This window comes from Streptomyces sp. NBC_01384, from assembly GCF_045040035.1.
Classification (GTDB): Bacteria; Actinomycetota; Actinomycetes; order Streptomycetales; family Streptomycetaceae; genus Streptomyces.
Genome location: NZ_CP109559.1, coordinates 6627143 through 6648339, shown reverse-complemented (window position 1 = coordinate 6648339; position 21197 = coordinate 6627143). Strand labels below are relative to the sequence as shown.

The window sequence follows — 21197 nt, the reverse complement described above, 5'->3', positions numbered from 1 at the left end:
AGGCATGAGGGCCGGATGATCGACGCGTACGAGGACCCGGGGACGCCCGACTGCCGGGGCGGGTGGCGGTATCTGTGGTGGCTGGTCACCAGACAGGCGGGGCGGAGCGCGGCCGGCGCGCTGCTCGCCACCGTATGGATGGTGCTTCTGGCGCTGCCGCCGTATCTGCTGTCCCGCGCGATCGACGACGGCCTGGAGCCGGGCGACCAGGGTGCGCTGTTCGGCTGGACGGCCGCCGTACTGGGGATCGGGGTGTTCAACGCCTGGCTGGGCATCATGCGGCACCGCACCATGACCAAGGTCCGGATGGACGCCAACTTCCGTACGGTCAAGGTCGTGGTGGAGCAGTCGGCGCGGCTGGGTGCCGCGCTGGCCCGCCAGGTCGGCGCCGGGGAGGTCGTCACGATCGGCGTCGGCGACGTCCAGACGATCAGCCAGTCCCTGACCGTCGTCGGCCCCGGCGTCGCCGCGATCATCACCTACGGCGTGGTGGCCGCGCTGCTGGTGTCGGTCTCGCTCCAGCTCTCGGTGGTGATCCTCCTCGGGGTGCCGCTGACCGCCGGGCTCGTCGGCCCGCTGATGGGGCGGCTGCAGGGCGCGGAGACCGAGTACCGCGAGCGGCAGGGCGTGCTGACCGCGCGGATCGGGGATCTCGCGGACGGCCTGCGCGTCCTCAACGGCCTCGGCGGCAAGGGGCTGTTCGCGGACACCTTCCGCCGCGATTCGCAGGAGTTGCGGGCGCAGGGGTACCGGGTCGGGGCGGCGACCAGCTGGATCCAGGCGCTGGGCATGGGGCTGCCGACCCTCTTCCTCGCCGTCGTGACCTGGCTCGCGGCCCGGCTGGCCGCCCAGGGGGAGATCACCATCGGCCAGTTGGTGTCCGTGTACGGCTATGTCGCGGTCCTCGTGATGCCGGTGTACTTCTTCATCCAGAGCGGCTACCAGCTCAGCCGGGCCGTCGTCGCCGCCCGGCGCGTCGTACGGTTCCTGTCCCTGGAGCCCGTCGCCGACCGCCCAGACGCCCGGGACGCGCCCGCCTCCCCGGCGGTGCTGCACGATCCGGACTCCGGGGTACGGGTGCTGCCGGGGCGGCTCACCGCGCTGGTCGGAGCCCTTCCCGCGGAGTCCGAGGCCGTCGTCGACCGCCTCGGCCGGTACGCGGAATCGGCGGTGACCTGGGGCGGCGTACGGCTCGACGACATCGCCCTGGCACAGGTGCGCGAACGGATCCTGGTCGCGGACAACGAGGCCGACCTGTTCGCGGGCACCCTGCGCGAGCTGGTCTCGGGCCGCCGTGAGCATGACGAGCAGGCCATCGCCCGGGCCGTGCACACGGCCGTGGCGGACGACATCGTCGCCGGTCTGCCCGACGGTCTCGACTCGGCCGTCGACGCACAGGGCCGCAGTCTCTCCGGCGGCCAGCGGCAGCGCGTACGCCTGGTGCGGGCGCTGCTCGCCGACCCCGAGGTACTGCTCGCCGTCGAACCCACCTCGGCGCTCGACGCGCACACCGAGGCGGCCGTGGCGGCCCGGCTGCGCGCCGCGCGCTCGGGCCGTACGACCGTCGTCACCAGCACCTCACCGCTGATGCTGGACCAGGTGGACACGGTGTACTTCCTGGTCGACGGCAAGATCGCGGCGAGCGGCAGTCATCGCGAACTCCTCGACGGGGAGCCGGGATACCGGGCGCTGGTGGCCCGCGACGTGGACGCCCTCGACGACATCGACTCCGCCGACGGCCTTGACGGCCTCGGCGGCATCGACGCAGAGGAGGCCGTGCGATGAGCACGCATCTGCCGGTCGCCGAACCCGCCGAGGTGCGCCGGGCGTCGGTGCGGCTGTTCCGGGCGGACGGGCGGGCCTTCGCCGCCGTGCTCGGCCTCAACGCGCTGGCCGCCGCGGCCGGTCTGGTCGGGCCCTGGCTGCTCGGACGGATCATCGACGACGTACGGGCCGGGGAGGGTGTGGACGTCGTGGACCGGCTGGCGTTCGTCATCCTGGTGTGCTCGCTGGCGCAGCTGCTGCTGGCGCGGTGGGCCCGGTACGTGGGGCACCGCTTCGGGGAGCGGACGCTGGCCCGGGTGCGGGAGGAGTTCGTGGAGCGGGCGCTCAGCCTGCCCGCCTCGGTCGTGGAGCGGGCCGGCACCGGCGACCTGACCGCGCGCGGCACCGCCGACGTCACCCTGGTCGGCAACACCCTGCGCGACGCGGGCCCCGAGTTGCTCATCTCCTCCGCCCAGGCGCTGTTCATTCTCGGCGCGGTCTTCGTCATCGCCCCGCTGCTCGGCGCCTGCGGGGTACTCGGCCTGGTCGGCATCTGGTTCGCCCTGCGCTGGTATCTGCGCCGCGCGCGCACCGCGTATCTCGCCGAGGGCGCCGCCGCCTCGGAGGTCGCCGAGATCCTCGCGGCCACCGCGTCCGGTGCCCGTACGGTGGAGGCGTTCGGGCTGGGGCAACGCCGGGTCGCCGCGAGCCGGGAGGCACTGGAGACGTCCCGGCAAAAGCGGATGCGGACCCTGTACCTGCGCTCGGTGTTCTTCCCGGCCGTGGAGGTGTCGTACGTCATTCCCGTGGTCGCCGTCCTGCTGGTGGGCGGTGCCCTGCACGCGCGAGGCTCGATGAGCCTGGGGGCGGTGGTCGCCGCGACCCTGTATCTGCGCCAGCTCGCCGAGCCGCTCGACCAGATCCTGATGCAGGTCGAGCAACTGCAGAGCAGCAGCGCCTCGTTCGCCCGGGTGGAGGGGCTGGGGCAGGCACCACGGGTGGTCCCGTCCGGCTCCCCCACCCCGGTGGACGACCGGATCGACGTGACGGGCGTCCGCTACTCCTACGACCGCGGGGGCGAGGTGCTGCGGGGGGTCGATCTGACGGTGCGGCCGGGGGAACGGCTGGCGGTCGTCGGGCCCTCCGGCGCCGGGAAGACCACCCTGAGCCGACTCCTCGCGGGCGTCGACGCGCCACGGTCCGGCACGGTGACGGTCGGGCGGGTGCCGATCGCCGACCTCGATCCCGAGCAACTGCGGCGACAGGTCGTCCTCGTCACCCAGGAGCACCATGTGTTCCTCGGCAGCGTCCGCGACAACCTGCTGATCGCCGAACCGGGCGCCGGGGACTCCGAGTTGTGGACGGCCCTGGCCGCCGTCGGCGCCGACGACTGGGTCCGGGAGCTGCCGGAGGGCCTGGACACCGAGCTGGGCCCCGGGGGCCACCGGACGGACGGGTCGCGCGCCCAGCAGCTGGCCCTGGCCCGGGTGGTGCTGGCCGACCCGCACACCCTCATCCTCGACGAGGCGACCGCGCTGCTCGACCCGACGACCGCGCGCCACACCGAGCGGGCGCTGGCCGCCGTGCTCGAAGGGCGCACCGTCATCGCCATTGCGCACCGGCTGCACACCGCGCACGATGCGGACCGGGTGGCCGTGATGGAGGAGGGGCGGCTGACGGAACTCGGGACGCATGAGGAGCTGGTGACCGCCGGGGGTGCGTACGCGGCGCTGTGGCGGACGTGGCACGGGGACCGGGACTAGGAGGCGGCGAATCGGGTCGCGTCCAGCGTCGGCCACTGGTACGCCTCGTTCGCCGTTCCCGCCCCAAAGCCAACGTCATACACACTCCAGCAAACAGTCCGCATGCCGAACATGAACTCCCGGACAACGGACGAATTCCGGCCAAGTTTCTGACGCGGTCCTGACAGAGGGCGACATCTCCTGCCACTCTTCCCACGGCCACTTCACAGCAATCCCACAGCATTCCGCTGTGTCGCGGCCCTCGACCCTCCATGCAACTGGTTCCGTTCCACCCTGTTCTGCCTGTTCTGCCCGGACGGGTACCCCCCGCCCGGATCCCCACTGGCCGCGCGCGCCGTGGCCACGCAGAAGGAGTCAGTGTTGAGCAGCAGTTCCCTCCACAGACGCACCTCCCACACCACCCAGCGCCGCGTCGCGGCCGTCGCCCTCGTCGGCGTCTCCGCCCTGCTGGCCGCGGCCGTCCAGTCGGGCGCCGCGAGCGCGGCTCCCCAGAAGCCCTCCCTGGGCAAGATCGACCGCGGCTCCCTCGCCGTCCAGCTCACCCCCTCGCAGCGCGCCGAGCTGATACGCGACGCGGACGCCGCCAAGGCGGCCACCGCCAAGGACCTCGGCCTCGGAGCCAAGGAGAAGCTCGTCGTCCGTGACGTCATCAAGGACGCGGACGGCGCGGTCCACACCCGCTACGAGCGGACGTACGACGGACTTCCGGTCCTCGGCGGCGACCTGGTGGTCGACACCACCAAGGCCGGAAAGACCGAGCGCGTCATCAAGGCGACGCGGGCCACCCTCAAGGTCGCCTCGCTCACGCCCACCATCGCCGCGTCGAAGGCGGAGAAGCAGGCCCTCTCCATCGCCAAGGCCGACGGTTCGAAGAAGACCGCCGCCGACCGGGCGCCCCGCAAGGTGATCTGGGCGGCGGACGGCAAGCCGACCCTGGCGTACGAGACGGTCGTCGGCGGGTTCCAGGACGACGGCACGCCGAACCAGCTGCACGTCATCACCGACGCGGCCACCGGCAAGAAGCTCTACGAGTACCAGGGCATCGAGACCGGTATCGGCAACACCCAGTACAGCGGCCAGGTGGCGCTGACCACCACGCAGTCGGGCTCCAACTTCACGCTGACCGACGGTGCGCGCGGCGGCCACAAGACGTACAACCTGAACGGCGGTACGTCCGGCACCGGCACCCTGTTCTCGCAGACCAGCGACACCTGGGGCAACGGCACCACGTCGAACGCCGCGACCGCGGGCGCCGACGCACACTACGGCGCCGCCGAGACCTGGGACTTCTACAAGAACACCTTCGGCCGCAGCGGCATCAAGAACAACGGCGTGGGTGCGTACTCCCGGGTCCACTACGGCAACGCGTACGTCAACGCGTTCTGGGACGACACCTGCTTCTGCATGACGTACGGCGACGGCTCGGGCAACACCGACCCCCTGACCGCGCTGGACGTGGCCGGCCACGAGATGAGCCACGGCGTCACCTCCAACACCGCCGGCCTCAACTACAGCGGTGAGTCCGGCGGCCTGAACGAGGCGACCTCCGACATCTTCGGCACCGGCGTCGAGTTCTACGCCAACAACGCCTCGGACCCCGGTGACTACCTCATCGGCGAGAAGATCAACATCAACGGCAACGGCACCCCGCTGCGCTACATGGACCAGCCCAGCAAGGACGGCGGCTCGGCGGACAACTGGTCCTCCAGCGTGGGCGGCCTCGACGTCCACTACTCGTCCGGTGTCGCCAACCACTTCTTCTACCTGCTGAGCGAGGGCAGCGGCGCCAAGGTCATCAACGGCGTCAGCTACAACTCGCCGACCGCCGACGGCCTCCCGGTCACCGGCATCGGCCGCGACAAGGCCCTGCAGATCTGGTACCGGGCACTCACCACGAAGTTCACCTCGACCACCAACTACGCGGCGGCCCGCACCGGCACGCTCGCGGCGGCGGGCGAGCTGTACGGCACGACGAGCGCCGAGTACACCGCGGTCGCGAACGCGTGGGCGGCCGTGAAGGTCGGCTCGCGTCCGGGCGGTGGCGGCGGCACCGGTACGTCGTACGAGAACACGACCCACGTATCGATTCCGGACAACGGCCCCGCGGTCACCTCGTCGATCTCGGTCACCGGCCGCACCGGGAACGCGCCGTCGAACCTCCTCGTCAACGTGGACATCACCCACACCTGGCGTGGTGACCTGGTCATCGATCTGGTGGCCCCGGACGGCTCGACGTACCGCCTGAAGAACTTCAGTTCCTCCGACTCGGCGGACAACGTCCAGGAGACCTACACGGTCGATGCATCGTCCGAAGTCGCCAACGGTACTTGGCAGTTGAAGGTCCAGGACCAGGCGGCGCAGGACACCGGCACCATCAACAGCTGGAAGCTGACGTTCCCGTAGACCACGGGTGAACGCGCGGCGATGACAGGGTGCCGCCCCGGGGGTTCGACTCCCCGGGGCGGCACCCTCCTTGCTCTGCCATGACCCCTCTTTTGTTGCCGCTTGACCGTGATCGAAATCCACTCAACGAACAGCGATCTTCGTTCAACGGACGCTTTTCAGCCAAGTTTTAGTCCCCCTCCTGACATGTACGCGTCCCAGATGTCACTCTTCCACCGCACGGCTCACCCGCACCGCAACTTCACACCTTCCGTACGGCCACCCCACGCCGTCCGGTTGCCCCCACAAGAGGAGATTGCGTGACCCCCCTCTACGCGCGTCACAAGCGCACCACTCTGGCCATCGCCACCACTGTCGCGGCCGGAGCACTGCTCACCACCGGGCTGACCACCGGTGCCTCCGCCCAGACCGAGTCGGCCCCGGCGAGTAAGGCCACCCTGGCCGCCGCCCCGGCCGCGCTCTCCGCTGCCGCCCGCACGAGCCTGTTCCAGCAGGCGCAGACGGCGGCGCCCGAGACGGCGCGGCAGATAGGTCTCGGCGCCAAGGAGAAGCTGATCGTCAAGGACGTCGTCCAGGACAAGGACGGCACGACTCACACGCGCTACGAGCGCACGTACGCGGGCCTGCCGGTCCTCGGCGGCGACCTGGTCGTCCACGAGAAGGCCGGCAAGACCGAGGGCGTCACCAAGGCGACGAAGGCCACCATCAAGGTCGCCTCCCTGAAGCCGCAGGTCACCGTCGCGAAGGCGGAGAAGCAGGCGCTGACCGCCGCGAAGGCCGCGGGCTCCGCGAAGTCCCAGGCCGACGGCGCCCGCAAGGTCATCTGGGCCGGCTCCGGCAAGCCCGTCCTCGCCTACGAGACGATCGTCGGCGGCCTCCAGGACGACGGCACCCCGAACCAGCTGCACGTCATCACCGACGCCGCCACCGGCAAGAAGCTCTTCGAGTACCAGGGCATCGAGAACGCGACCGGCACCGGCAAGACCCTGTACTCGGGCACGGTCAGCCTCACCACCACGCTGTCGGGCTCGACGTACTCGCTGACCGACGCCTCCCGCGGCGGCCACAAGACGTACAACCTGAAGCACGGCACCAGCTCCGGCACCGGCACCCTGTTCACCAACACCACCAACACGTGGGGCACCGGCACCGCCTCCAGCTCCTCCACCGACGTGACCGCGGCCGCGGACGCCGCCTACGGCGCGCAGGAGACCTGGGACTTCTACAAGAACACCTTCGGCCGCAGCGGCATCAAGAACGACGGTGTCGGCGCCTACTCCCGCGTCCACTACGGCAGCTCGTACGTCAACGCGTTCTGGGACGACAGCTGCTTCTGCATGACGTACGGCGACGGCTCGGGCAACACCGACCCGCTGACCTCGCTGGACGTGGCCGGCCACGAGATGAGCCACGGCGTCACCGCCAACACCGCCGGCCTGGACTACAGCGGCGAGTCCGGCGGCCTGAACGAGGCGACCTCCGACATCTTCGGCACCGGCGTCGAGTTCTACGCCAACAACGCCTCGGACCCCGGTGACTACCTCATCGGCGAGAAGATCAACATCAACGGCGACGGCACCCCGCTGCGCTACATGGACCAGCCCAGCAAGGACGGCGGCTCGGCGGACAGCTGGTCCTCCAGCGTCGGCAACCTGGACGTGCACTACTCGTCCGGTGTCGCCAACCACTTCTTCTACCTGCTGAGCGAGGGCAGCGGCGCCAAGACCATCAACGGCGTCAGCTACAACTCACCGACGTCAAACGGCTCGACGGTCACCGGCATCGGCCGCGCCAAGGCCCTGCAGATCTGGTACAAGGCGCTGACGACGTACTTCACGTCGACGACCGACTACGCGGGGGCCCGCGCGGGCACGCTCTCGGCGGCGTCGGACCTGTACGGCTCCAGCAGCACGGAGTACAAGACGGTGGCGGCGGCCTGGTCCGCGGTCAACGTGAGCTAGTGCCCGCAGAGTCCTTCGGGCTCACTTAGGCGCCTGGGGCGGTACCCGGAGAGAAGACACTTCCGGGTACCGCCCTACGCTGTTCCCCATGGTCTCCCGGGGCAATCCCTTCACATACGAGGACGTGGGCGCGACGCGCGACGGCCGCTGCCCGCCGGGGTTCCACCCCCTGCACGTACGCACCCGCGTCGGCGAGGGCGAGGCCGCCTTCCGGACAGCCTCCGAAGCGGTCATGACCTGGGAGATGCACCGCGCGATGGGCGTGGGCATCACCGCCACCGCCGACAAGGCGGCGCCCGGAGTCGACGTGACCGTCGGCCTCGGCCCCCTCAAGGCGCCCTGCCGGGTGGTCTGGACGGTCGAGGAGTACCGCCGGGCCGGCTGGGCCTACGGCACCCTGCCCGGCCACCCCGAGTGCGGCGAGGAGTCGTTCGTGGTCGACCGCACGGGCGACGGCACGGTCTGGCTGACCGTGACCGCCTTCAGCCGTGCGGCCAAGTGGTACGCCCGCGCGGGCGGGCCGGCGACCCGGGGGCTCCAGCAGGCGTACGCGCGGCGGTGCGGGGCGGTACTGCGCCGGTTGTGCGCGGGGCTTGAACCGTAGCCCGCGCCCTCAGCGCAGCAAGACCCCGGCCTCCTCCCCCACCTCCTCCGAAGGCACCGTCACCAGGCCCAGCTCGGCGCCGGACGCAAGCAGTGGGTGCGTGGGCAGGATGCGGACCGTGTAGCCGAACGGGCCGGTACGGTCGAGGGAGAGCGGACCCTCGTACACCCAGCGGCCCTCCAGGTCAGGACCGCCCGCCGGTTTCAGCGGGACACAGACCGCGTCCGCGATGCGGTCCTGGGAGTCGACGCGGCCGGAGACCGCCTGCACCTCGACGTCCTCCGGGGCGAGGTCGGCCAGGGCGACGCGGACGCGCAGGGAGAGGGTGGTGCCGAGTTCGGCGGTCGTCGTGGCGGCGGAGGCCTCCACGTGGTCGACCGTGACCCGCGGCCAGGCCGCCCGGACGCGCGACTTCCAGCCGGCCAGTTCGCGGGCCGTGTCCGGGGAGAGGGAACGATGGGCGCGGGCGGCGGGAGCGTACAGACGCTCCACGTATTCACGCACCATCCGGCCGGCCAGCACCTTCGGGCCCAGGTGGGTCAGCGTCTGGCGGACCATCTCGATCCAGCGGTCGGGCAGGCCGCCCTGGCCCCGCTCGTAGAAGCGCGGCGCCACGCGCTGTTCGAGGAGGTCGTAGAGGGCCGCGGCCTCCAAGTCGTCGCGGCGGTCGTCGTCCTCCCCCACTACCGAACGCGTGGGGGGACCCCCATCCGTGCCGTCCGCCGTGGGAATCGCCCAGCCGAAGTCCGGCTGGAACCATTCGTCCCACCAGCCGTCCAGGACGGAGAGGTTGAGGCAGCCGTTGAGCGCCGCCTTCATCCCGGACGTGCCGCAGGCCTCCAGCGGGCGCAGGGGGTTGTTCAGCCAGATGTCACAGCCGGGATAGAGCTTCTGCGCCATCGCCATTCCGTAGTCCGGGAGGAAGACGATGCGGTGGCGTACGCGTGGGTCGTCGGCGAACCGGACCAGCTCCTGGATCAGGCGTTTGCCGCCGTCGTCCGCGGGGTGTGCCTTGCCCGCGACCACGATCTGGATCGGACGCTCGGAGTGCAGGAGGAGATCCATGAGGCGGTCGCGGTCGCGCAGCATCAGGGTCAGGCGCTTGTAGGACGGGACACGCCGCGCGAAGCCGATGGTGAGGACATCAGGGTCCAACACCCCGTCGATCCAGCCGAGCTCGGCCGTTCCGGCGCCGCGCTGGCGCCAGGAGGCGTCCAGACGTTCCCGTACCTCCAGGACCAGCTGCTCGCGCAGCACACGCCGCAGGTCCCAGATCTCCTGGTCGGCGATGTCCGCCACCGCGTCCCAGCGGTCCGAGCCGCCCACCGTCATCGCGTCCTCGGTGCGCTGCGCGCCGACCTGGCGGGCGCCGAGCCGGAAGACCTCCGGTGCCACCCAGGTCGGCGCGTGCACGCCGTTGGTGACGGAGGTGATCGGAACCTCGTCCGGGTCGAAACCCGGCCACAGGCCCGAGAACATCTCCCGGCTGACGTGCCCATGGAGCAGCGACACCCCATTGGCCCGCTGGCCGAGCCGGAGCCCCATCACGGCCATGTTGAAGACGTTCGGGTCGCCGCCCGGGTAGGTCTCCATGCCGAGGCCCAGAATCCGCTCGACGTCGATGCGCGGGAGTTCGGCGTCCTGGCCGAAGTGGTGGGCCACCAGTTCGCGGTCGAAGCGGTCGATGCCGGCGGGGACGGGGGTGTGAGTGGTGAAGACGGTACCGGCACGGACGGCTTCGAGGGCGGCCTCGAAATCCAGCCCTCCGTCGCCGTCGGCGAGTTCGGCGATCCGTTCCAGACCGAGGAAGCCGGCGTGGCCCTCGTTGGTGTGGAACACCTCGGGCTGTGCGTGGCCGGTCAGCCGGCAGTACGTCCGCACGGCGCGCACTCCGCCGATACCGAGCAACATCTCCTGCAGCAACCGGTGTTCGCTGCCACCGCCGTACAGCCGGTCGGTGACCCCACGTTCGCCGAGGTCGTTCTCCTCGACATCGGAGTCCAGCATGAGGAGCGGAACGCGACCGACCTGGGCCAGCCAGATGTGGGCCCGCAGTGCGCGTCCGCCGGGGAGGGCGAGGGAGACCTGCGCGGGGGTGCCGTCGCTCTCGCGCAGCGGGACAAGGGGCAGTTCATGGGGGTCGAGGACGGGATAGTGCTCCTGCTGCCAGCCGTCCCGGGAGAGGGACTGGCGGAAGTATCCGTGCCGGTAGAGGAGTCCTACGCCTATGAGGGGTACGCCCAGGTCGCTGGCGGCCTTGAGGTGGTCGCCGGCGAGGATGCCGAGGCCGCCGGAGTACTGGGGCAGGGCCGCGGTGATGCCGAACTCGGGTGAGAAGTAGGCGATGGCGGCGGGCAGGTCGGGAATCTGCGTCTGGGTCTGATACCAGCGCTCGCCGGTCACATAGTCGCGCAGGTCGTCGGTGGCGGCGGTGAGGCGGCGCAGGAAGCGGCGGTCGTCGGCGAGCTCGGCGAGGCGCCGGGGCGGGACGCTGCCGAGCAGGCGTACGGGGTCGCCGTCGGACGCGGTCCAGCGTTCGGGGTCGACGGACTGGAAGAGGTCGCGGGTCTCGGCATGCCAGGACCAGCGCAGGTTGCGTGCGAGGTCGCTGAGCGGGTGAAGGGCTTCGGGGAGTACGGGCCGTACGGTGAATCTGCGGATTGCCTTCACGGAGTTCCACCTTCACGAAGGACGTAGTGCGGCAGGACGTATGCGGCGGGACGTACGCGCTGAGGCACGCGGCTGAGGGACGCACATCCTTGTGCGCCCTTCGTCACCCACGACGGTAGCGGCGAGGGTGCCTCCGCAACACGGCGCATCGTTGAACTCCGGTCCGGCGGGTCGGGACGGGTGTGATCCGACCACGCGGTGCCCGCGTCCCCGGCGGCCGGGGCTACGCCCCGAATCCCCGGCCGCCCTGGATTGCCCGGCTGCGGGTGGGTGGGGGCTGATCGCGCAGTTCCCCGCGCCCCTGAAAGCCCCGCCCGTCCGGCGTTTGAGGACGGGCCGTTCAGGCCGAAGCGGGGGTCCAGGGGGCGGCGGCCACCGGCGGGGTCCAGGGACTGAGCCCCGCCGGGGTGCAGGAACGAAAACCCGCCGGGGTGCAGGGGGGCGCAGGCCCCCGGGGGGGGACGGGGGCGCAGGCCTCTGGAGGAAATCGGCCGGAGACTGGCGCAACCTTTTCGCGTGACCCCCGGCGGGTATGGCCGATTCTGCCCGCATAGGCGGCCTTGTGGGGCTTCGCACCGCACGAGAGGCTGCCAAGTGGCGTACGGGCGGCGGCGGTCGCGCACCGGTCGGCCGTGGTCGGCGTGCGCCGAGTCGAGGAGGGGAACTCACGTCATGGCACAGACGAGACAGTGGCGTCTGCGCTGGGCAGGAGGCCTCACCGCGGTCACGACGGCCGCGGTGCTTTCGGCCATCGCCCTGCCCGCGCACGCCGCCCCGGAGGGGCAGATACTCGGCGCCGGCGACCCCGGTTCCGTCAGCGGGAGTTACATCGTCACGTTCAAAGGGGGAACGAAGGCTCCGTCATCGGAGGGGAAGGGCATCGCCCAGAAGTACGGGGCGAGAATCAGCCACACGTACGGTGCGGCGCTCAACGGTTACGCGGTGAACGTGGGCGAGAAACAGGCTCGGCGGCTCGCGGGGGACTCGCGTGTGGCCTCCGTCGTCCAGGACACCCGGGTGGCACTCGATCACTTCGAGAAGAGCCCGCCGTCCTGGGGGCTGGACCGGATCGACCAGCCCGGTCTGCCGCTCGACAAGGGCTACACCTGGCCGGAGTCGGCGGGCGCGGGCGTGACGGCGTATGTGATCGACACGGGGATACGGATCACGCACAAGGACTTCGGGGGGCGGGCCGCCTACGGCTGGGATTTCGTCGGGAACGACAAGAACGCGAGCGACGGCAATGGGCACGGGACCCATGTCGCCGGCACGATCGCCGGGACGACATATGGGGTCGCCAAGAAGGCCGAGGTCGTTTCCGTGCGCGTTCTCGACAACGCCGGGTCCGGCACCACGGCGCAGGTCATCGCCGGCATCGACTGGGTGACCCGGCACGCGCACAAGCCGGCGGTCGCCAATCTGAGCCTCGGCGGCTACGCGAACGCCCAGCTGGACGCCGCCGTACGCAACTCCATCGCCTCCGGGGTGACGTACGCGGTCGCGGCGGGCAACGACGGTCTGCCCGCCGGGCTGTACTCTCCCGCCCGCGTCAAGGAGGCGCTCACGGTGGGCGCCAGCGACAAGGCGGACACCCGGGCGAGTTTCTCCAACTACGGCGCCGCGCTCGACCTGTTCGCCCCTGGTGTGGCGATCACCTCGGCGTCGTACACGAGCGACACCGGGAAGGCGACCTTCTCCGGTACGTCGATGGCGAGCCCGCACGCCGCGGGCGCGGCGGCGCTCTATCTCGCCGGCCATCCCAAGGCGACCCCGGCCCAAGTGGGAAAGGCGCTCGTGCAGCGGGCGGTGTCCGGGAAAGTCGGCGGCGCGGGGCCCGGTTCGCCGAACAAGCTGCTGCAGGTCGACAATCCGTAGCGAGGTGTCCGAACCGGCACCGGCCTCGCCCGCACGGACGAGGCCGGTCTTGTGCGCAGGTAAAGGCATGAGTAGTTAACAAAGCGCCGGATTGCCCACCCGAATAGGGTGGGAAGGCTCCCCCGGTACACCCCGCAGGCCCCACCTCCCCACACCCTCATCCGCCCACCCACGTTGACGCGGACAGGAGCGGTCATGCCCGCCACGCACCACACGTCGCCACCCCCGACGAGCACCTCCGACACACCCCCCATCCGCAAGGCCTACGCCGGTCCCCGCGCCCCGGAGAAACCCTCCGCCAAGGCCGGCGGAAGCAGCGCAAACGTCGGACGCATCCCCGTCCTCGACGTACGGCCCGTCGTCCTCCAGGGCCGCCGGCCGGCCAAGGCCGTCGTCGGCGAGGCCTTCGAGGTCACCGCCACCGTCTTCCGCGAAGGCCACGACGCGGTCGCCGCGAACGTCGTCCTGCGGGACCCGGAGGGCCGCGCCGGCCCCTGGACCCCGATGCGCGAACTCGCCCCCGGCACCGACCGCTGGGGCGCCACGGTGTCCGCCGGGAAGACCGGTCGCTGGACGTACACCGTGGAGGCGTGGAGCGATCCGGTCTCCACCTGGCGCCACCACGCGGGGATCAAGATCCCGGCGGGCATCGACAGCGAACTGGTCCTGGAGGAGGGCGCCCGGCTGTACGAACGCGCGGCCGCCGGGGTACCGAGGAGCAAGGGCAGAAGGGACGCCGTCCTCGCCGCCGCGGAGGCGTTGCGCGACTTCGACCGTCCCACCGCGGCCCGGCTCGCCGCCGCCCGCACCCCTGAGGTGGACAAGATCCTCGCCCGCCATCCGCTGCGCGAACTCGTCAGCTCGTCGGAGCCGTTGTCCCTGCTCGTGGAGCGTGAGCGGGCGCTGTACGGCTCCTGGTACGAGTTCTTTCCGCGCTCGGAGAGCGGGCATCTCGACCCGCCGGTCCACGGCACCTTCCGCAGCGCCGCCGAACGGCTTCCCGCCATCGCGCGGATGGGCTTCGATGTCGTCTATCTGCCGCCCATCCACCCCATCGGGACCACCTGTCGCAAGGGGCCCGACAACACCCTCTCCGCGGGGCCGCACGACGTCGGCGTGCCGTGGGCGATCGGCTCCCCGGAGGGCGGGCACGACGCCGTGCACCCGGATCTCGGCACGATCGACGACTTCGACGCGTTCGTGGGACGGGCGGAGCGGGAAGGGCTGGAGATCGCCCTCGACTTCGCGCTCCAGTGTTCCCCGGACCACCCATGGGTGGAGAAGCATCCGGAGTGGTTCCATCATCGGGCGGACGGCTCGATCGCGTACGCGGAGAATCCGCCCAAGAAGTACCAGGACATCTATCCGATCGCCTTCGACAAGGACATGCCCGGTCTGGTCCAGGAGACGCTGCGGGTGCTGCGGTACTGGATGAGCCACGGCGTGCGGATCTTCCGCGTCGACAACCCGCACACCAAGCCGGTGGTCTTCTGGGAGCAGGTCATCGCGGACGTCAACCGCACCGACCCGGACGTGATCTTCCTGGCAGAGGCGTTCACCCGGCCGGCGATGATGCACACGCTCGGGGCGATCGGCTTCCAGCAGTCGTACACGTACTTCACCTGGCGCAACAGCAAGCAGGAGCTGACCGAGTACCTGACCGAGCTGTCGGGGGAGGCCGCCTCTTACATGCGGCCCAATCTCTTCGTCAACACCCCTGACATCCTGCACGAGTTCCTGCAGCACGGCGGCCGGCCGGCCTTCGAGTCGCGTGCGGTGCTCGCCGCGACCCTGTCTCCGACGTGGGGTGTCTACAGCGGGTTCGAGCTCTGTGAGAACACCCCGCTGCGGAAGGGGAGCGAAGAATACCTGAACTCCGAGAAGTACCAACTGCGTCCGCGTGACTGGGAGTCGGCGGAGCGTGACGGACGTAGCATCGCGCCATTGCTGAGTGCGCTCAACACTGTCCGGCGGCGCAGTCCGGCGCTGCGCCAGTTGCGCAACCTCCACTTCCACCACACGGACAAGGAGGCGGTGATCGCCTACTCGAAGTCGGCAACCGACGCACGCGGATCGAACACGGTTGTGGTGGTGGTCAACCTCGACCCGCACCACACCCAGGAGGCGACGGTCTCGTTGGACATGCCGCAACTCGGCCTGGACTGGCACGAGTCCGTGCCGGTGCGCGACGAGCTCACCGGCGAGACCTACAACTGGGGCAGGGCCAACTATGTGCGTCTTGAGCCAGGGCATAGCCCGGCGCACATCCTCACCGTCCTGCGACCGTCCTCACCGCAGATCGGAGGGTCACCCACCATATGATCGTCAACGAGCCCGTCCCGGACACTTTCGAGGACACCCCGGCCAGGGACCGCGACCCCGATTGGTTCAAACGCGCCGTCTTCTACGAAGTCCTGGTCCGCTCCTTCCAGGACAGCAACGGCGACGGCGTCGGCGACCTCAAGGGCCTCACCGCGAAACTCGACTACCTGCAATGGCTGGGCATCGACTGCCTGTGGCTGCCGCCGTTCTTCAAGTCCCCCCTGCGGGACGGCGGCTACGACGTCTCCGACTACACCGCCGTCCTCCCCGAATTCGGTGACCTCGCCGACTTCGTCGAATTCGTCGACGCCGCCCACCAGCGCGGCATGCGCGTCATCATCGACTTCGTCATGAACCACACGAGTGACCAGCACCCGTGGTTCCAGGAATCCCGGTCGAATCCCGACGGGCCCTACGGTGACTACTACGTCTGGGCCGACGACGACAAACAGTACGAAGACGCGCGGATCATCTTCGTCGACACCGAAGCCTCCAACTGGACCTTCGACCCCGTGCGCAAGCAGTACTTCTGGCACCGCTTCTTCTCCCACCAGCCGGATCTGAACTACGAGAACCCGGCGGTGCAGGAGGAGATCATCTCCGCGCTGCGGTTCTGGCTGGACCTGGGCATCGACGGTTTCCGGCTGGACGCGGTGCCCTACCTGTACCAGGTGGAGGGGACGAACTGCGAAAACCTTCCGGCAACGCACGAGTTCCTGAAGCGGGTGCGCAAGGAGATCGACACGCACTACCCGGACACGGTGCTGCTGGCCGAGGCGAACCAGTGGCCGGAGGACGTGGTCGACTACTTCGGCGACTTCCCGTCGGGTGGCGACGAGTGCCACATGGCGTTCCATTTCCCGGTCATGCCGCGCATCTTCATGGCGGTGCGGCGGGAATCCCGCTACCCGGTGTCGGAAATCCTGTCCAAGACCCCGGCGATCCCGTCCGGCTGCCAGTGGGGCATCTTCCTGCGCAACCACGACGAGCTGACCCTCGAAATGGTCACCGACGAGGAACGCGACTACATGTACGCGGAGTACGCCAAGGACCCGCGGATGCGCGCCAACATCGGGATCCGCAGGCGGCTGGCGCCTCTCCTGGACAATGACCGCAATCAGATCGAACTGTTCACGGCGTTGCTGCTGTCGCTGCCGGGGTCGCCGATTCTGTACTACGGCGACGAGATCGGGATGGGCGACAACATCTGGCTCGGTGACCGCGACGCGGTGCGCACCCCGATGCAGTGGACGCCCGACCGCAACGCGGGCTTCTCGTCCTCCGACCCCGGCCGGCTGTTCCTGCCCACGATCATGGACCCGGTCTACGGCTATCAGGTGACAAACGTCGAGGCGTCGATGTCCTCGCCCTCGTCGCTGCTGCACTGGACCCGCCGCATGATCGAGATCCGCAAGCAGAACAAGGCCTTCGGCCTCGGCTCCTACACGGAACTCCAGTCCTCGAACCCGGCGGTCATCGCGTTCCTGCGCGAGGCCCCCTCGACCGAGGACGAAGGAGACGACCTGGTCCTCTGCGTCCACAACTTCTCCCGCTTCGCCCAGCCCACCGAACTGGACCTACGGGCCTTCAACGGCCGCCACCCGGTCGAACTCATCGGCGGGGTGCGATTCCCGGCCATCGGGGAGCTGCCGTACTTGCTCACCCTCGCGGGTCACGGCTTCTACTGGTTCCGGCTCCGCAAGGACGCCGTCTAGAACCCGGGCGGCGGGGCGGTTTCCACCGTCCCGCCCTGGGCACGCATCAGTAACACCCCGACGCCCCCGGTCTCCGGGCCCCTGGGGAAAGGACGCGACGCCATGTCGGAAGCCGCAACCCACTCTGTCACGGCCCCCGTCGCACGCCCCGAGTTGCTCGCGTCGCTCGATCCGCTGCTGCGGCAATGGCTGCCACGGCAGCGCTGGTTCGCGGGCAAGGGGCGCCCGGTGACGGGATTCTCCCTGGTGACGGCCAACGAACTGCTGCCGTCGACGGGACAGCTGGGCCTGCTCCACCTGCTGGTCCGGGCCCACCAGCCGCTCACCCCCGCCCAGGGGGCCACCACCCACCCCGGTGACTGCTACCAGCTGCTGATCGGCGTGCGCGAGGCACTCCCGCCGCACCTCGCGCCCGCGCTGATCGGACATGTGCAGGAAGGACCACTGGCGGGACACACGGTCTACGAGGCGCTGCACGACCCGCGCCCCGCCGACGTACTCCTGGAAGCCCTGCGCACCCGGGCCCGCGTGGGCGAGCTGCGCTTCGAGCGGAACCGCGGCCAGGAGATCCGGGGCGATCTGGTGCCGCGCCTGGTGACCTCGGAACAGTCCAATTCGTCCCTCGTCTACGGAGATACGTTCATCCTGAAACTGCTGCGCCGAATAGTTCCGGGGGTGAACCCCGACCTGGAGCTGCCGCTGGCCCTGTCCCGGGAGGGCTGCCCGCGGGTACCGGCGCCGACGGCGTGGATGGTCGCGGAGCTGGGCGAGGAGACGTACGTCCTCGGGGTGTTGCAGCCCTACGTCCAGGGCGCGGTGGACGGCTGGGAGCTGGCGCTGAGCGAACTGGCCAAGGACGAAGAGCACGATGGCGCCCGCCTCGATGGCAAGGGTCTTGTTGGTGAGGGTCTCGGTGGCGAGGCCTTCGGCGGCAAGGGCTTCGGTGACGAGGCGCGGGCGCTGGGCCGGGCCACCGCCGAGGTCCACACGGCGCTCGCCCGCGCGCTGCCCACGGTCACGCTGGGACGCGCGCGGATGGAACCGCTGGTGGACGGAATGGTCAAACGTCTGGAGTCGGCCGCCCAGGCGGTGCCGTCCCTGCGTCCGTACACGCCCGGCCTGCGGACCGCCTTCGAGGCGCTGGCCGACCTGGCCGCCGAGGGGCAGACCTGGACCGCCCAGCGCATCCACGGGGATCTGCACCTCGGCCAGTGCCTGCGCTCGCCCTCCGGGGAGTGGTCGCTCATAGACTTCGAGGGCGAGCCGTCGAAACCGCTCGCCGAGCGTCGCATGCCCCAGCCACCCCTGCGGGACGTGGCGGGGATGCTCCGCTCCTTCGACTACGCGGCCCACGCGCTCCCCCTGGCTCTCGGCTCCGCTCGGGCAGGGGGGACCCCCATCCCGCCGGTGCCCGGCTGGGCCGACACCTGCCGGGCCGCGTACTGCACCGGATACGCGGAGGTCGCGGGTCGCGACCCGCGCACCGATCCCGTACTCCTGCGTGCCTACGAGACGGACAAGGCGGTCTACGAAGTGCTGTACGAAGCCCGGCACCGGCCCGACTGGCTGCCGGTACCGATGGCGGCGATACGCCGGCTCGCCGCATCCGACTGACCTTCCCCACCTCACCCCGCCGAGGAGGCCCTGCCCGTGACGCCCCGCCCCCCGTCCGACGACAGTCCGAAGAAGAACGGTGCCAAGAAGACGGCGACCGAGGCAGCAGCCAAGAAAGCCACCGGCAAAAAGGCGGCGGCCAAGAAGACGACGGCCAAGAAGTCCGCAGCGCAGAAGCCTGCCGGGAGCAAGGCCACGAAGGGCGCGAAGAAGGCTGCTGAGCCGCGGGGTTCCGTGCCGGAGGTCGCCGTGCCGGAGGTCGCCGACCCCGCCGCCGTCGAGGGCCTTCCCGTCTTCGCCGGCGTCGAACCCGGTGACCGGGAGCGGCTGCTCTCCGGCACGCACCACGATCCGCACGGGGTGCTGGGCGCCCATCCGGTGCCGGGCGGGGTGGCCTTCCGGGCCTTCCGGCCGTACGCGCTCGCAGTGACCGTCGTGACGGACGACCTGCGGGCCGAGCTGCGCGACGACGGGGACGGGTTCTTCTCGGGGCTGGTGCCGCTGCGCGCGGTCCCGGCGTCGTACCGGCTGCTCGTGACGTACGAGGGGACGGTCCAGGACACCGAGGACGCGTACCGCTTCCTGCCCGCGCTCGGCGAGTTCGACCTGCACCTGCTCGGCGAGGGCCGCCACGAGGAACTGTGGCGGGCCCTGGGCGCGGAGCCGATGGTGCACCAGGGTGTGACCGGCACCCGCTTCACGGTCTGGGCCCCGAACGCGCGTGGCGTCCGCCTCGCCGGCACCTTCAACTTCTGGGACGGTACGGGGTATCCGATGCGGTCGCTCGGCTCCTCCGGGGTGTGGGAACTGTTCGTGCCCGCGATCGGCGAGGGCGAGCTCTACAAGTTCGAGATCACCCGCCCGGACGGCTCCCGTACCCTGCGGGCCGACCCGATGGCCCGGCGCACCGAGGTACCGCCGCGCACGTCGTCCGTGGTGCACTCCTCGCACCACTCATGGCGGGACGAGGAGTGGATGGCGCGGCGGGGGGACCGTCCGGTGCACGAGGCGCCGTTCTCGGTGTACGAGGTGCATCTGCCGTCCTGGCGCCCCGGGCTGACGTATCGGCAGTTGGCCGAGCAGCTTCCCGCCTACGTCTGTGACCTGGGCTTCACGCATGTGGAGCTGATGCCGGTGGCCGAGCATCCCTTCGGCGGGTCGTGGGGCTACCAGGTCACCGGCTTCTACGCCCCGACCGCGCGGCTGGGCACCCCCGACGACTTCAAATACCTCGTCGACGCCCTGCACCGGGCCGGGATCGGGGTCCTCATGGACTGGGTGCCGGCCCACTTCCCGCGCGACGACTGGGCGCTGGCGGAGTTCGACGGGCGTCCGCTGTACGAGCACGCCGACCCCCAGCGAGCCGCGCACCCCGACTGGGGCACGCTGGAATTCGACTTCGGGCGCCGCGAGGTACGCAACTTCCTGGTCGCCAACGCGGTGTACTGGTGCCAGGAGTTCCACATCGACGGGCTGCGCGTGGACGCCGTCGCCTCGATGCTCTACCTCGACTACTCACGCGAGCCGGGCCAGTGGACACCCAACGAACACGGCGGCCGGGAGAACCTCGACGCCGTCGCCTTCCTGCAGGAGATGAACGCCACCGTCTACCGCCGCGCGCCGGGTGTGGTGACCATCGCCGAGGAGTCGACGGCCTGGGACGGCGTCACCCGGGCCACCCACCACACCGGTCCCGGTGGCTTCGGCGGGCTGGGCTTCGGGCTGAAGTGGAACATGGGATGGATGCACGACTCGCTGGGATACGTGGCCCACGAGCCGATCCACCGCAAGTACCACCACAACGAGATGACGTTCTCGATGGTGTACGCCTACAGCGAGAACTACGTCCTGCCCATCTCCCACGACGAGGTCGTCCACGGCAAACGCTCCCTGGTGTCGAAGATGCCGGGCGACTGGTGGCAACAACGCGCCACCACCCGCGCCTACCTCGCCTTCATGTGGGCCCACCCCGGCAAACAACTCCTCTTCATGGGACAGGAATTCGCCCAGGGCGCCGAATGGTCCGAGACACACGGCCCGGACTGGTGGCTGCTGGACCCCGCCTACGCAGCCGAACCCGACCACCGGGGTGTACGCGACCTGGTCCGCGACCTCAACACCGTCTACCGCGACGAACCCGCCCTCTGGCAGCGCGACACCGACCCCGCCGGCTTCACCTGGACCGCCGGGGACGCCGCCGACGACAACGTCCTCGCCTTCCTCCGCCACGACGCCGACGGCACACCCCTCCTCGCCGTCTCGCACTTCTCACCCGTGGTCCGGCACGACTACCGGCTCGGTGTCCCCGAGGACATCCCCGCCTGGCACGAAATCCTCAACACCGACGCCGCGCGCTACGGCGGCAGCGACGTCCGCAACCCCCACCCCGTCAAACCCGAACCCCACCCCGCCCACGGCCGCCCCGCCAGCCTGCGGCTGACCCTGCCCCCACTCGCCACCATCTGGCTCCGCCCCGCCTGACCACGCGGCGGAGCCACACCATGTC

The 21197-nt window shown here is 70.3% G+C and carries 11 protein-coding genes; 10 read left to right on the top strand and 1 reads right to left on the bottom strand.

All coding sequences use genetic code 11. The annotated features are described in order from the left end of the window. The first annotated feature begins 15 nt into the window (after window positions 1-15). From OG747_RS30535 to OG747_RS30515, 5 genes are all read left to right on the top strand, one after another. Window positions 16-1785: an ABC transporter ATP-binding protein gene (locus tag OG747_RS30535; protein WP_405882582.1), complete on the top strand. Its 1770-nt coding sequence runs from the start codon at window positions 16-18 to the stop codon at window positions 1783-1785. Then, the gene (locus OG747_RS30530; protein WP_405882581.1) at window positions 1782-3527 is read left to right on the top strand and encodes an ABC transporter ATP-binding protein; all 1746 of its coding nucleotides are present in this window, start codon (window positions 1782-1784) and stop codon (window positions 3525-3527) included. Before OG747_RS30535 ends, OG747_RS30530 begins: the two co-directional genes overlap by 4 nt. A gap of 360 nt (window positions 3528-3887) precedes the next feature. Further along, window positions 3888-5930 (top strand): M4 family metallopeptidase, encoded by a 2043-nt coding sequence (locus tag OG747_RS30525; protein WP_405882580.1) that lies wholly within the window; start codon window positions 3888-3890, stop codon window positions 5928-5930. Between the two features lie 299 nt (window positions 5931-6229). Further along, window positions 6230-7891, top strand: coding sequence for a M4 family metallopeptidase (locus OG747_RS30520; protein WP_405882579.1), 1662 nt, complete (start codon window positions 6230-6232; stop codon window positions 7889-7891). Between the two features lie 88 nt (window positions 7892-7979). Then, entirely contained in the window at window positions 7980-8495 is a 516-nt protein-coding gene (locus tag OG747_RS30515; protein WP_405882578.1) for a DUF1990 family protein, read from the top strand. Window positions 8496-8504: 9 nt separating this feature from the next. Here OG747_RS30515 and glgP read toward each other — a convergent pair whose 3' ends face one another. Next, window positions 8505-11165 carry an alpha-glucan family phosphorylase gene (gene glgP, locus OG747_RS30510; protein ID WP_405882577.1) on the bottom strand — a complete coding sequence of 887 codons (2661 nt, stop codon included), beginning with the start codon at window positions 11163-11165 and terminating at the stop codon, window positions 8505-8507. A 672-nt stretch (window positions 11166-11837) separates the two neighbouring features. Between glgP and OG747_RS30505 the strand changes: the two genes are divergently transcribed. The 5 genes from OG747_RS30505 to glgB all read left to right on the top strand — a co-directional run bounded on the left by OG747_RS30505 (window position 11838) and on the right by glgB (window position 21172). Then, window positions 11838-13040 (top strand): S8 family peptidase, encoded by a 1203-nt coding sequence (locus OG747_RS30505; protein WP_405882576.1) that lies wholly within the window; start codon window positions 11838-11840, stop codon window positions 13038-13040. A 195-nt stretch (window positions 13041-13235) separates the two neighbouring features. Further along, window positions 13236-15362, top strand: coding sequence for an alpha-1,4-glucan--maltose-1-phosphate maltosyltransferase (locus OG747_RS30500; RefSeq protein WP_405882575.1), 2127 nt, complete (start codon window positions 13236-13238; stop codon window positions 15360-15362). Further along, window positions 15359-17077, top strand: coding sequence for a maltose alpha-D-glucosyltransferase (gene treS / locus OG747_RS30495; protein ID WP_405882574.1), 1719 nt, complete (start codon window positions 15359-15361; stop codon window positions 17075-17077). Before OG747_RS30500 ends, treS begins: the two co-directional genes overlap by 4 nt. Window positions 17078-17179: 102 nt before the next feature. Beyond that, a complete protein-coding gene (locus tag OG747_RS30490; protein WP_405882573.1) occupies window positions 17180-18691 on the top strand; it encodes a maltokinase N-terminal cap-like domain-containing protein in 1512 nt (503 codons plus the stop codon). Between the two features lie 36 nt (window positions 18692-18727). Further along, window positions 18728-21172 (top strand): 1,4-alpha-glucan branching enzyme, encoded by a 2445-nt coding sequence (glgB, locus tag OG747_RS30485; RefSeq protein ID WP_405882572.1) that lies wholly within the window; start codon window positions 18728-18730, stop codon window positions 21170-21172. Window positions 21173-21197: the final 25 nt, after the last annotated feature.